The sequence below is a fragment of the Pseudomonas sp. FYR_2 genome (assembly GCF_043106425.1).
Classification (GTDB): Bacteria; Pseudomonadota; Gammaproteobacteria; order Pseudomonadales; family Pseudomonadaceae; genus Aquipseudomonas; species Aquipseudomonas monteilii.
This window is the reverse complement of record NZ_JBICMM010000057.1, coordinates 61,321-72,982: the sequence shown is the minus strand read 5'-3', so window position 1 is coordinate 72,982 and position 11,662 is coordinate 61,321. Positions and strand designations below refer to the sequence as shown.

12 protein-coding genes, 1 tRNA gene and 1 pseudogene are annotated in these 11,662 nt (G+C 61.7%); 6 read left to right on the top strand and 8 right to left on the bottom strand.

Features of this window, described 5'->3' with window-relative positions; all coding sequences use genetic code 11:
- The first annotated feature begins 1 nt into the window (after nucleotide 1).
- Together ACF8R4_RS24470 and ACF8R4_RS24465 are read left to right on the top strand one after the other, a co-directional pair.
- Nucleotides 2–817, top strand: coding sequence for a gamma-carboxygeranoyl-CoA hydratase (locus tag ACF8R4_RS24470; RefSeq protein ID WP_060497790.1), 816 nt, complete (start codon nucleotides 2–4; stop codon nucleotides 815–817).
- Entirely contained in the window at nucleotides 814–2,766 is a 1,953-nt protein-coding gene (locus ACF8R4_RS24465; protein ID WP_060497791.1) for an acetyl/propionyl/methylcrotonyl-CoA carboxylase subunit alpha, read from the top strand. The genes ACF8R4_RS24470 and ACF8R4_RS24465 overlap by 4 nt, the downstream gene beginning before the upstream one ends.
- 33 nt (nucleotides 2,767–2,799) lie before the next feature.
- Here the strand turns inward: ACF8R4_RS24465 and ACF8R4_RS24460 are convergent, their stop codons facing one another.
- Nucleotides 2,800–3,507, bottom strand: coding sequence for a S24 family peptidase (locus ACF8R4_RS24460; protein WP_060497792.1), 708 nt, complete (start codon nucleotides 3,505–3,507; stop codon nucleotides 2,800–2,802).
- A gap of 88 nt (nucleotides 3,508–3,595) precedes the next feature.
- On the opposite strand from ACF8R4_RS24460, the gene ACF8R4_RS24455 reads away from it, so the two are divergent.
- The 3 genes and pseudogenes from ACF8R4_RS24455 to ACF8R4_RS24445 all read left to right on the top strand — a co-directional run.
- Nucleotides 3,596–3,907 carry a DUF6124 family protein gene (locus tag ACF8R4_RS24455; RefSeq protein WP_060497793.1) on the top strand — a complete coding sequence of 104 codons (312 nt, stop codon included), beginning with the start codon at nucleotides 3,596–3,598 and terminating at the stop codon, nucleotides 3,905–3,907.
- Nucleotides 3,908–4,344: 437 nt separating this feature from the next.
- Nucleotides 4,345–4,860 carry a DUF4880 domain-containing protein gene (locus ACF8R4_RS24450; RefSeq protein ID WP_060497794.1) on the top strand — a complete coding sequence of 172 codons (516 nt, stop codon included), beginning with the start codon at nucleotides 4,345–4,347 and terminating at the stop codon, nucleotides 4,858–4,860.
- A gap of 30 nt (nucleotides 4,861–4,890) precedes the next feature.
- A pseudogene (locus ACF8R4_RS24445) lies at nucleotides 4,891–5,232 on the top strand (aspartate racemase); the annotation flags it as partial.
- Here the strand turns inward: ACF8R4_RS24445 and ACF8R4_RS24440 are convergent.
- From ACF8R4_RS24440 to ACF8R4_RS24410, 7 genes are all read right to left on the bottom strand, one after another.
- Nucleotides 5,157–5,447, bottom strand: coding sequence for a dihydrodipicolinate synthase family protein (locus tag ACF8R4_RS24440; protein WP_232905558.1), 291 nt, complete (start codon nucleotides 5,445–5,447; stop codon nucleotides 5,157–5,159). The pseudogene ACF8R4_RS24445 and the gene ACF8R4_RS24440 overlap by 76 nt on opposite strands.
- Before the next feature lie 181 nt (nucleotides 5,448–5,628).
- A tRNA-Gly gene (locus ACF8R4_RS24435) sits at nucleotides 5,629–5,704 on the bottom strand.
- Between the two features lie 63 nt (nucleotides 5,705–5,767).
- Nucleotides 5,768–6,328 carry a CDP-diacylglycerol--glycerol-3-phosphate 3-phosphatidyltransferase gene (gene pgsA, locus ACF8R4_RS24430; protein WP_060492890.1) on the bottom strand — a complete coding sequence of 187 codons (561 nt, stop codon included), beginning with the start codon at nucleotides 6,326–6,328 and terminating at the stop codon, nucleotides 5,768–5,770.
- Between the two features lie 33 nt (nucleotides 6,329–6,361).
- Complete coding sequence (gene uvrC, locus ACF8R4_RS24425; RefSeq protein ID WP_060497798.1) at nucleotides 6,362–8,185, bottom strand: excinuclease ABC subunit UvrC; 1,824 nt, start codon at nucleotides 8,183–8,185, stop codon at nucleotides 6,362–6,364.
- A gap of 5 nt (nucleotides 8,186–8,190) precedes the next feature.
- On the bottom strand, nucleotides 8,191–8,829 hold the full coding sequence (uvrY, locus tag ACF8R4_RS24420) for a UvrY/SirA/GacA family response regulator transcription factor (RefSeq protein WP_003251380.1): 639 nt from the start codon (nucleotides 8,827–8,829) through the stop codon (nucleotides 8,191–8,193).
- Between the two features lie 63 nt (nucleotides 8,830–8,892).
- Nucleotides 8,893–9,282 (bottom strand): helix-turn-helix domain-containing protein, encoded by a 390-nt coding sequence (locus tag ACF8R4_RS24415; protein ID WP_060497799.1) that lies wholly within the window; start codon nucleotides 9,280–9,282, stop codon nucleotides 8,893–8,895.
- A 118-nt stretch (nucleotides 9,283–9,400) separates the two neighbouring features.
- A complete protein-coding gene (locus tag ACF8R4_RS24410; protein WP_060497800.1) occupies nucleotides 9,401–9,832 on the bottom strand; it encodes a GNAT family N-acetyltransferase in 432 nt (143 codons plus the stop codon).
- Nucleotides 9,833–10,044: 212 nt separating this feature from the next.
- On the opposite strand from ACF8R4_RS24410, the gene ACF8R4_RS24405 reads away from it, so the two are divergent.
- Nucleotides 10,045–11,661 (top strand): inorganic phosphate transporter, encoded by a 1,617-nt coding sequence (locus ACF8R4_RS24405; RefSeq protein WP_060497801.1) that lies wholly within the window; start codon nucleotides 10,045–10,047, stop codon nucleotides 11,659–11,661.
- Nucleotide 11,662: the final 1 nt, after the last annotated feature.

Below are 11,662 nucleotides of genomic sequence, written 5' to 3'. Positions count from 1 at the left end.
CATGAGCGATTTCAGCACCCTCGAAGTGATCCGCGACCCACGCGGTTTCGCCACCCTGTGGCTGAGCCGCGAGGACAAGAACAACGCCTTCAATGCGCAGATGATCCGCGAGCTGATCGTGGCCATCGACCAGTTGGCCGAAGACGCCAGCCTGCGCTTCGTGCTGCTGCGCGGCCGTGGCCGGCACTTCAGCGCCGGCGCCGACCTGGCCTGGATGCAGCAATCGGCGCAGCTGGATTTCAACACCAACCTGGATGATGCCCACGAACTGGGCGAACTGATGTACGCCCTGCACCGCCTCAAGGCCCCAACCCTGGCCGTGGTGCAAGGTGCAGCCTTTGGCGGCGCGCTGGGCCTGATCAGTTGCTGCGACATGGCCATTGGCGCCGAAGACGCCCAGCTGTGCCTGTCGGAAGTACGCATCGGCCTGGCCCCGGCAGTGATCAGCCCGTTCGTGGTCAAGGCGATCGGTGAACGCGCCGCGCGCCGCTATGCCCTCACTGCCGAGCGTTTCAGTGGCGTGCGGGCCCGCGAGCTGGGTTTGTTGGCCGAGGTGTATCCGGCCAGCGAACTGGACGCTCAGGTCGAAGCCTGGGTAACCAACCTGCTGCAGAACAGCCCGCAGGCGTTGCGCGCCACCAAGGACCTGCTGCGCGAAGTGGACGACGGCGAATTCAGCCCGGCCCTGCGGCGCTACTGCGAGAACACCATCGCCCGCATCCGCGTCAGCGCCGAAGGCCAGGAAGGCCTGCGCGCCTTCCTGGAAAAACGCCGCCCCGCCTGGCAAACCGATGACAAGAAGGAGCCGCGCCCATGAGCCGCCCCGTTTTGACCACCCTGCTGGTCGCCAACCGCGGCGAAATCGCCTGCCGGGTAATGCGCACCGCCAAGGCCATGGGCCTGACCACCGTCGCCGTGCACAGCGCCACCGACCGTGACGCCCGGCACAGCCGCGAAGCGGATATCCGCGTTGACCTGGGCGGCACCAAGGCCGCCGAAAGTTACCTGCTGGTCGACAAACTGCTGGCCGCCGCCAAGGCCAGTGGCGCCCAGGCCATCCACCCGGGCTATGGCTTCCTGTCCGAGAACGCAGGCTTCGCACGCGCCATAGAACAGGCCGGGCTGATCTTCCTCGGCCCACCGGCCAACGCCATCGATGCCATGGGCAGCAAGTCGGCAGCCAAGGCGCTGATGGAGGCTGCCGGGGTGCCGCTGGTGCCGGGCTACCACGGTGAAGGGCAGGACCTGGACACCTTCCGCGCCGCTGCCGAACGCATTGGCTACCCGGTGCTGCTCAAGGCCAGTGCCGGCGGCGGCGGCAAGGGCATGAAAGTGGTCGAGGAAGAAAGCCAGCTGGCCGACGCCCTGGCTTCGGCCCAGCGTGAAGCCCAGTCGTCGTTCGGCGATGCGCGCATGCTGGTTGAAAAGTACGTGCTCAAGCCGCGCCACGTAGAGATCCAGGTGTTCGCCGACCAGCACGGCAACTGCCTGTACCTCAACGAACGCGACTGCTCCATTCAGCGCCGCCACCAGAAAGTGGTCGAAGAAGCCCCAGCCCCTGGCTTGTCGCCTGAACTGCGCCGGGCCATGGGTGAGGCTGCGGTGCGTGCCGCCCAGGCCATCGGCTACGTGGGTGCCGGCACGGTCGAGTTCCTGCTCGACGCCCGTGGCGAGTTCTTCTTCATGGAAATGAACACCCGCCTGCAGGTGGAACACCCGGTCACCGAGGCCATCACCGGTCTGGACCTGGTGGCCTGGCAGATTCGCGTGGCCTGCGGTGAGGCGTTGCCGATTACCCAGGAACAGGTGCCGCTGATCGGCCATGCCATCGAAGTGCGCTTGTATGCCGAAGACCCGGCCAACGAATTCCTGCCGGCGACCGGCAAGCTGGCGCTGTACCGTGAGTCGGCGCCGGGTGAAGGCCGGCGGGTGGACAGCGGGGTCGGTGAAGGTGACGTGGTATCGCCGTTCTACGACCCGATGCTGGGCAAGCTGATCGCCTGGGGCGAAGACCGCGAACAGGCACGCCTGCGCTTGCTGGCCATGCTCGACGAGTTCGCCATTGGCGGGCTGAAGACCAACATCGCCTTCCTGCGCCGCATTCTGGCCCACCCGGCATTTGCTGAAGCTGAGTTGGATACCGGCTTCATTCCGCGCCACCAGGAGGTGTTGCTACCAGCGCCAAACGCACTGCCGGCCAGCTTCTGGGAAGCCGCAGCCGAAGCCTGGCTGCAAGGCCAGGCCGGGCATCAGCGTGATGACGACCGCCGTTCGCCGTGGGGTGAGCGCAACGGTTTGCGCCTGGGCCTGCCCGCACGCACCAGCCTGCACCTGGTAAGCAGTGGCCAGGACCAGGCGGTTGCCCTGGAGCGCAGCGCTACGTCCACCTACCAGCTGGAGGGCGAACAGCTGGTGCATGATCAGGCCGGTGTGCGCCGCCAGCACCTGGCGATCCGCCGGGGTGGCACGCTTTACCTGCACTGGGATGGCGAGATGCACGCCATCGAGGCCTTCGACCCGATTGCCGAAGCCGAGGCCAGCCACAGCCATCAGGGCGGCTTGGGCGCGCCCATGAACGGCAGCATCGTGCGGGTATTGGTCGAGCCAGGGCAAGTGGTAGAAGCAGGTGCCGCGCTGGTGGTGCTGGAGGCCATGAAGATGGAGCACAGCATTCGTGCGCCACATGGCGGGACGGTGAAGGCGCTGTTCTGCCAGGAAGGGGATATGGTCAGCGAAGGGACAGTGCTGGTCGAGCTGACAGAGTGAGGTCAGCGGGGGCTGCTTTGCAGCCCCTTCATTCTAGAAGGCACCGTGCACTCGCACGACCACTCCAAGAAACTCGCAACCTTCTTCACAGAGCAGCGTCGGGTAGTTGTTATTGAGGGCCTTCAGGTACCGCTGCCCGCCGTCCTCAGCCAACTCGCGAAAAATCGCCGGTTTGCCCGGCTGACGAGCGATAACCAAACGCCCCCCCTCAACTTCCACCCCAGGATCAACCAGCATCCGCATGCCCTGTGGCACACTGCGACCACTGACGGCGCTCATCGCGTCGTTCTCAACTGTCAGCCAGAATGCTTTGCCTTGGGCCAGGTAATCCGTCTGTTCGAACACGCTGGGCTCCTCAACATCTGTAGCACCCAACTCACTCCAGTCCTTGACCGGGTAGCGGAAACACACGATGTACTGCATGAGGTCCAGGTCGTCCTCGGCATCATCCACCCCGTAGGCGCCACGGTCCTCGCCAACCTGGCCCTGAATGCGCAGCTGCAGGCTGACGTTGTAATGGGGCATGCCAATCTCGACAAACGTGCGGTTCATCGACTCGATTTTCGGCTGACGCCGCTTGTTCACCCAATGCCCCACACTGCCTTGAGACACACCAACGCGCTCGGCAAGCTGCTCCTGGGTAAGCCCTAGCTCCTCCATCCGGTCACGGACGAGGGCAATCCATTTATCCATATTCATCGCTGGCACGATACGGGCTGCCCTGAACCGCTCAATAAACATTCAGTATTATTTATCAAAGGGCGAAAAAATACTTCAGGTATTAGTATTGGTTTCACCCCTACCTTTACTGGCTCTAGCAGGTATCAGGATGAAACCACCGAAAAACGACGAAACAGATCTCGACAGCGAAGCCGCCCGCCGCGCCCTCGACTACTACCTCAACCCCAACCCGCCACGCCCCACGCTGGACAACAAGATCTGGACCTTGCACGAGGGCGTAACCGGCGACCAGGCCCAGGAGCACGCCATCGCCCTGCTGCGCTGCGCTGCCGCCACCGCGCAGGAAACAGCCACCCACCAGCACGGCAGCCAGCGCGAGCTGACCTTCGCCTTGATGCACATGATGGACATGGCCCGCGCGCTGCTGGAGCACAAACGCGCCGCCGATCCGGACTATTGAGTAAAAAAGAAGGGAGAGAACGTGATAGCCGCGTAACGGCAAAGGCCCCGACTGCCGGGACAAGGAAGCGCATCGGTAAAACTTTTTTACCGAAAGGACGAAAATTCATTTGACTGGCAAATGATAACGATTATTATTGCACTCAGCTGATCGCGAGATCCGCTGGATAACCTGGAGCTTAGGTCGCTCTCAGATTATCTCCTCATCAGGCTAATCACGGTTTTTGACCCGGCTTTTTGCCGGGTCTTTTTTTTGGTTCTTCAGGCTAACGAAGATCGTGATGGCGCGCATGATAGCAAAGGTGTTTCAGGGCGTGAACGCTCATTACAAAACTTTGCGGAATCAGCAGTTGAGAATCAATCTCGTTTCATCTACGCTGATCACGCATCAAGGAAGATGCCCCCATCCCCTCCCCTTTGTAAAGCAAGGAGCTGTCCATGACCCGTCTGCTACTGCCCCTTGAGCACCCAGGCCCAGTTGCCGAACAGGATGCCGACCACGCCCTGCTGCATGCCCTGAAGCGGCTGCCCCGGCGCGTACAGCAAGTGTTCCTGCTCAACCGCCTCGATCAACTGGACTTCGCCAGCATCGCCGCCCGCCTCGACCTGCCATTGGCCAGTATCGAGCGGCACATGGACCAGGCGTTGCAGGCCGGCCGCTCGCGCCGGGACGTGCTGGCAAGTGTTGCCGGGCAATGGTATGTGCGCTTGCAAAGCCCACAGGTGACGGCGTGCGAGCGGATCGACTTTCGTCGCTGGCTGGACGCGGACACCGCGAACCTTCAAGCGTTTCACGAAACAGAACTGCGCTGGCGCAGCCTGCTGGCACCGGCTCGGCAGCTTGGCCATGACGGCTGGTATCGTCAAGGCCGAGCAGCGCTGTCGCTGGGTGGTTGTTCGATTGCGGTCGTGCTTGGTGTGGCGGCGTTGGTGCTGTTTGGTTTCTGGGCCTGATGAATGCCCCAGCCAACCGCCGCTACAACCATCCATCAAGCCTGTTTATCGGTGCAGGACAATGGCGCTACGTTGATCGTGCCAGGTATGGCCGAGTTGTCTCTGGTCTGTGCTGATCTCCAGCGGCGCGGGATACCTACCTTGGATATCAATGAAATCTACGCCACCTTCGCCACCCGGGGGCCGGGTAATCCGCGTGCTCTGCCGTTTAAACTCGGAATCTTAGGCGGGGTGGGTCCCGCTGCAACTGTCGATTTCATGGGGAAAGTCGTTGCGAATACCCCTGCGGGATGCGATCAGGACCACATCAAAATGGTTGTTGAGCAAAACCCACAGATTTCGGATCGTACGGCTAACCTGCTGCGTGGAGAGCGGGTACGCTCAACGACCTCATCTGCCAGCAAGGCAGAGGTTTGAGCGATCACGCGAGGGCGACCGTTGATGATTTTCGAGCCGAAAGCGACCAGCTCTTTGGACTCATCCTTGCTCAGGTACACATGCATTCCGGTTCCGGAGCTCAGCACAAAACCATGAACACCGGCCGCAATGTAACGCTCAATCAGCGCTTCGAATCGCGCATAGTCGATTTTGCCTTGGGCGTCGAACGGCGTGGTGATGGCAAGGTTGACACCGGAAAAATTGAATGCCGGCCCTGCGGGTTACACGCCTGCAACAGCGAGGGAGGAGGGATTGAAAAAACGCAGGCATAAAAAAAGAGGCCTTTCGGCCTCTTCTTTTTGATCCCAGCGACGCACTGAGGATCGAATTTGGAGCGGGAAACGAGACTCGAACTCGCGACCCCGACCTTGGCAAGGTCGTGCTCTACCAACTGAGCTATTCCCGCGTCGTGATGGGTGCCATTCTAGCGATTTCTAAAACAGCGTCAACCCCTTGATTCAAAAAACTTTTATTTCTGCTCCGAACCTTCGCGCAGGTGCGGCCAGGCGGCCAGCAGGTAGTGCACCATCGACCACAGCGTCAGCCCCGCCGCCACCAGCAGCAGCCCGTAACCCAGGATGACCCAGAAAGTCACCGCCGGTGGGTTGGCCAGCAGAATCACCAGTGCCAGCATCTGCGCTGCCGTCTTCCACTTGCCAAGGTTGGACACCGCCACATGCGCGCGTGCGCCCAGCTCGGCCATCCACTCGCGCAGTGCCGACACCACGATTTCGCGGCCGATGATGACTGCAGCCGGCAGGGTCAGCCAGAAGTTGGCGTGAGTCTGCACCAGCAGCACCAGGGCCACGGCCACCATCAGTTTGTCGGCCACCGGGTCCAGGAAGGCACCGAACGGCGTGCTCTGCTGCAGGCGACGCGCCAGGTAACCGTCCAGCCAGTCGGTGGCAGCGGCAACGGCGAACACGCTGCTGGCGGCCATGTAGCTCCAGTGATAGGGCACATAGAACAGCAGGATGAAGATCGGGATGAGCAGGACGCGTAGAACGGTGAGCAGGTTTGGAATATTCATCGGTACGACTGGCTGCAAGTTGAGCCCGGCATTCTACTCGCTATGCAGGCTGGCATAAATTGATTCGGCAAGCTTTTTACTGATGCCGGGGGCTTTGGCGATTTCATCGATACTGGCGCGGTTGAGCTCTTGCAGGCCGCCGAAATGTTTCAGCAGGTCACGGCGGCGCTTCGGCCCTACCCCGGCCACATCTTCAAGGCTGGAGACCCGACGGGCCTTGCCACGACGGGCGCGGTGACCGGTGATGGCAAAACGGTGGGCTTCATCGCGGATCTGCTGGATCAGGTGCAGTGCGGCAGAATCGCCCTTGAGGGTAAATTCGTGGTGCACGTCGTTCAGATAAAGGGTCTCGAAGCCTGCCTTGCGGGTGACGCCTTTGGCCACGCCTAGCAGGGTCAGGTCGTTGAAGCCCAATTCCTGCATCACATCGCGTGCCATGTTCAGCTGGCCCTTGCCGCCGTCCACCAGCAACACATCGGGCAGCTTGCCCTCGCCGTCCCTGATACGCCCGTAGCGGCGAGTCAGCGCCTGATGCATGGCGGCATAGTCATCACCGCCGGTAATGCCTTCGATGTTGAACCGACGGTAATCGGACTTCAGCGGGCCTTCGGGGCCGAACACCACGCAACTGGCCACGGTGGCTTCGCCGCTGGAATGGCTGATGTCGTAGCACTCCAGACGCTGCGGCACTTCATCCAGGCCCAGCACTTCGGCCAGGGCCTCGAAGCGGGCAGCCATGTGCTGGCGGTTGGCCAGGCGGGCGTTGAGCGCCTGCTCGGCGTTGGTCACGGCCAGCTGCTGCCAGCGGGCGCGTGTGCCGCGCACCCGGTGGCTGATGGTCAGCTCGCGGCCACGCAGCGTGTGCAGCGCTTCGGTGATGGCTTCGAAGTCTTCGTGAACCACGTTGACGATCAACTCGCCCGGCAGTTCGCGCTCTGCGTTGCCCAGGTAGTACTGGGAAAGGAATGCGGCCATGACCTCGGCCACCTCTTCCTCGATACCCACCTGCGGGAAAAAGTTCTTGCTGCCCAGTACTCGCCCACCGCGCACGCTGATCAGGTGCACACAGGCGCCACCCGGGTTGACGAAAGCGGCGATGACGTCGACGTCGCCACTGCCACCTTCTATGTACTGCTGGTCCTGCACGCGCCGCAACAGGGCGATCTGGTCACGCAGTTCGGCAGCTTTCTCGAAATTGAGGGCCATGGCGGCCGTTTCCATCTCGGCATTCAATTCGTTGCCCAACTGCTGGCTACGCCCTTCCAGGAACATGACCGAGTGGCGCACATCCTCCGCATATTCCTCGGCAGTCACCAACCCGGTGCAGGGCCCTTTGCAGCGTTTGATCTGGTACTGCAGGCAAGGCCGGGTGCGGTTTGCGTAATAGCTGTCCTCGCACTGGCGCACGGAAAAGGCCTTTTGCAGCAAGCTGAGGCTTTCGCGAATGGCACCGGCGCTGGGGTACGGGCCGAAGTAGCGGCCCTTGGCCTTTTTCGCCCCACGGTGAATGCCCAGCCGTGGGAACTCGCCATCGGACAGGAACACATAGGGGTAGGATTTGTCGTCGCGCAGGAGGATGTTGTAGGGCGGGCGCCACTCCTTGATCAGGTTCTGTTCCAGCAGCAACGCCTCGGTTTCGTTGGCGGTGATGGTGGTTTCGACCTGCGCAATGCGCGCTACCAGCGCGGCAGTCTTGGGCGCCAAGCCAGTCTTGCGGAAATAGCTGGCCAGGCGCTTCTTGAGGTTCTTGGCCTTGCCCACGTAAAGCAGCCGGGCTTCGGCATCGAACATCCGGTAAACGCCCGGCCGCCCACTGCAGGTCGCCAGGAATGCGCTGGCATCAAACACTTGAGACATGAGGTTTACAGGCTTGCGTCGACCATACCGTGGCGAACGGCCAGCAAGGTCAGTTCGACGTCGCTGGTGACCGAGAGTTTTTCAAAGATCCGATAACGGTAAGTATTGACGGTCTTGGGCGAGAGGCACAACTTGTCAGAGATGATCTGCACTTTCTGGCAGCCGACGATCATCAGGGCAATCTGGATTTCCCGTTCGGACAACGCGTCAAACGGCGAACCCTGCGGCTGAAACGGTTTCAGTGCCAACTGCTGGGCGATCTGCGGGCTGATATAGCGTTGGCCGGCAAAGGCCAGCCGAATAGCCTGGACCATTTCATCAAGGCCTGCCCCCTTGGTCAGATAGCCGGCAGCGCCGGCCTGCAGCAAGCGCGTGGGGAACGGGTCTTCCTCGCACACCGTCACGGCGACTACCTTGATGTCCGGATGGCTGCGCAGCAATTTGCGGGTAGCCTCCAGGCCACCGATGCCGGGCATTTTCACGTCCATCAGCACCACATCCGGCTTGAGCTCACGGGCCAGTTTGAGCGCCGACTCGCCCGAGTCCCCCTCACCCACTACCTGCAGGCCGTCGATGTCGGCGAGCATGCGCGTAATACCGGTTCGTACCAGATCGTGATCATCGACCACTAAGACCCTAATCAAGCACACACCTCGTCAGCAGGGCGATTGGATCCCGCCACCTTAACAAAATTTTTCACAGTGGGCCTAACGCATTGATTCCGTCAGAAACACCTGATGCTTAACGGGCAGAGGCCTCGCTGTTTTCCGGGGTTTACCGTTGCTGGACAAACGCCCCAACAGGTGCCAAATCGCCGCCTGATCCTCGAACGGCAGTTGGCGGAATGCCTCCAGCAAACCGGGCTCATCCGTACTCAAACCTTCGAGCGGTACAGGGGTGCGTGTACCGCAAAGCACATACAGCGCATCCACCCCCCTGACAGCCAACGCGGCCAGGTAATCGATCCGAGGGGTACGCTCACCGCTTTCATACTTGCCCTGAGCATTGGGCTCGACACCGCCGATATCGCCAAAAACTCGCTGGGTCATGCCCAGTCGTTCGCGCTCTTCCCGCAGCCGCGGACCGATTCCATTCATTGGAGTTTCTCCTCTTCCTTGATATCCCTGGTGCCCGGCCCACCCTCTGCAGACAGCTCTAGGCACGTGGATCCACTATGCACATGCTCTTGGACCGCGACAAGCCATCATTGGGCCATTAGTTGATGGCGCGCTGCATACGCACAAAGCAATCGTCTTTTCCCATTTCAACGAAACCGTGGCGCTGATACAGCTGACGGGCCGGGTTGCTGCGAAACACCATTAGCCGCAGCAGCGGCAGGCGCCGCTGCCTGGCCCAGAGCGCCAACTGCTCCAATACCCAGCTGCCGACCCCGCGCCCACGGTGCTCGGGCAACAGGTGCAACTCGCGGATGAACAACGCCTGGCGGTCATGGCTGAGGCTGCAGAAACCCAATAGGGTGTCGCCTTCGGTCACCAGCCACTGCTCGCGCCAGCCCCAGGCCTCGTCGAAGGCTTCTTCGATCCACAACAGGTCGTATTCGCGGTAGTACGGCAACATCGCGCGGCGCGTGAGGTCGCGGGCGAAGGTGCAGTGGCGGTCGCTGGCGGGGGTTAACTGTAAAGGCATCGCATTTCGCTCATCGGGGATGACACACGGTCGCACAAACACCGCCCCTGCGGATACGCATCGCGTTTTTTCGTAGCGAATCGTCGCACGACCCTGCCATTACCGTTTGTCTTGAGACTAGACAATTCATTGATCGAGGTCACGGCCGGGTTACGAATTGTTTCTATGCTCAAGGCCTTCGGCACCCACGCCCAACGCCAACCGGAGCACCCATGGCAACCCCGCCACTGGCCAGCCAGCCGCAACTGGCCCAGCGCGACTCCCGCCTGCAGCTTGCCCACACGCCAGGGCGCGCCACCCTCGTGTTGTTCTTCGGCCTGCTACTGGCCGGCATTGCCTATACCGTCTGGAGCCTGAAACAGGATGTGACGGCCAGCGGCACGGTGATCACCACGGTCACACCGTTCCTTCTACTGGGCCTGGCGCTGCTGATTGCCCTGGGCTTTGAATTCGTCAATGGCTTTCATGACACCGCCAATGCCGTCGCCACGGTCATCTACACCCACTCGCTGCCGGCACCGGTGGCGGTCGTCTGGTCCGGGTTTTGCAACTTCCTTGGCGTGTTGCTTTCCAGCGGCGCGGTGGCGTTCGGCATCATTGCCCTGCTGCCGGTGGAGCTGATTTTGCAGGTCGGCTCCTCGGCCGGCTTTGCCATGGTCTTCGCCCTGCTGCTGGCAGCCATCATCTGGAACCTCGGCACCTGGTGGCTGGGCCTGCCGGCATCGTCCTCCCACACGCTGATCGGCTCGATCATCGGCGTGGGTGTGGCCAACGCGCTGATGCATGGGCGTGACGGCACCAGTGGCGTGGACTGGGCCCAAGCCAGCAAAGTCGGCTATGCCTTGCTGTTCTCACCCCTGATCGGCTTTGCCTGCGCGGCCTTGTTGCTGGTGGCGTTGCGTGCACTGGTCAAGCGCAAGGACCTGTATCAGGCGCCGGAAGGCCGCACCCTCCCTCCGTGGTGGATCCGCAGCGTCCTGATCCTCACCTGCACCGGCGTATCCTTTGCCCATGGCTCCAACGACGGCCAAAAAGGCATGGGCCTGATCATGCTGATCCTGGTCGGCACCCTGCCCATGGCCTATGCCCTGAACAAGACCATGCCCAACGAACAGGCTTTGCAGTTTTCGGCCATCGCCGAAGTAACCCGCCAGGCGCTGGTGCGCAGCCACCCGCAAGCGGCCCCGGCCGACCCACGCCAGGTACTGACCTTGTTCATTGCCGAGCCCACGGCCAGCCCGCAACTGGTACCGGCACTCGCGGCGCTGACCGGGATGATCGGCGACCAGGTCAAAGGCTATGGCTCGCTCAAGCGCGTGCCGGCCGAAGCCATGGCCAATGTGCGCAACGACATGTACCTGACCAGCGAAGCCATTCGCCTGATCGAAAAAAAACACCTGGTGGCATTCGATGCTGACACCCGAAGCCATGTAGAACTGTTCAAGGCACAGCTGGACGATGCCACCCGCTACATTCCACTGTGGGTGAAGGTGGTCGTGGCCATCGCGCTGGGGCTGGGCACCATGGTTGGCTGGCGGCGTATCGTGGTGACGGTGGGCGAGAAGATCGGTAAGGCCCACCTGAGCTATGCCCAGGGCGCCTCGGCTGAAGTGGTTGCGATGTGCACCATCGGCGCGGCGGACATGTTCGGGTTGCCGGTTTCGACCACCCATGTGCTGAGCTCTGGTGTAGCCGGCACCATGGTCGCCAACGGCTCAGGCATTCAGAAACGCACACTGATCAACCTGCTGATGGCCTGGGTGCTGACCCTGCCGGCAGCCATGGTGCTGGCAGGGTCGTTGTACTGGTTGTTGAACCAGGTCTTCTAGG

Bases quoted from the DNA above. Each gene is read 5' to 3' on its own strand.
- ACF8R4_RS24410 (WP_060497800.1), bottom strand. From the start codon at position 9,832: ATGCCTTTACAGTTAACCCCCGCCAGCGACCGCCACTGCACCTTCGCC.
- ACF8R4_RS24470 (WP_060497790.1), top strand. From the start codon at position 2: ATGAGCGATTTCAGCACCCTCGAAGTGATCCGCGACCCACGCGGTTTC.
- uvrC (WP_060497798.1), bottom strand. From the start codon at position 8,185: ATGTCTCAAGTGTTTGATGCCAGCGCATTCCTGGCGACCTGCAGTGGG.
- ACF8R4_RS24455 (WP_060497793.1), top strand. From the start codon at position 3,596: ATGAAACCACCGAAAAACGACGAAACAGATCTCGACAGCGAAGCCGCC.
- ACF8R4_RS24450 (WP_060497794.1), top strand. From the start codon at position 4,345: ATGACCCGTCTGCTACTGCCCCTTGAGCACCCAGGCCCAGTTGCCGAA.
- ACF8R4_RS24405 (WP_060497801.1), top strand. From the start codon at position 10,045: ATGGCAACCCCGCCACTGGCCAGCCAGCCGCAACTGGCCCAGCGCGAC.
- ACF8R4_RS24460 (WP_060497792.1), bottom strand. From the start codon at position 3,507: ATGTTTATTGAGCGGTTCAGGGCAGCCCGTATCGTGCCAGCGATGAAT.
- ACF8R4_RS24415 (WP_060497799.1), bottom strand. From the start codon at position 9,282: ATGAATGGAATCGGTCCGCGGCTGCGGGAAGAGCGCGAACGACTGGGC.
- pgsA (WP_060492890.1), bottom strand. From the start codon at position 6,328: ATGAATATTCCAAACCTGCTCACCGTTCTACGCGTCCTGCTCATCCCG.
- ACF8R4_RS24465 (WP_060497791.1), top strand. From the start codon at position 814: ATGAGCCGCCCCGTTTTGACCACCCTGCTGGTCGCCAACCGCGGCGAA.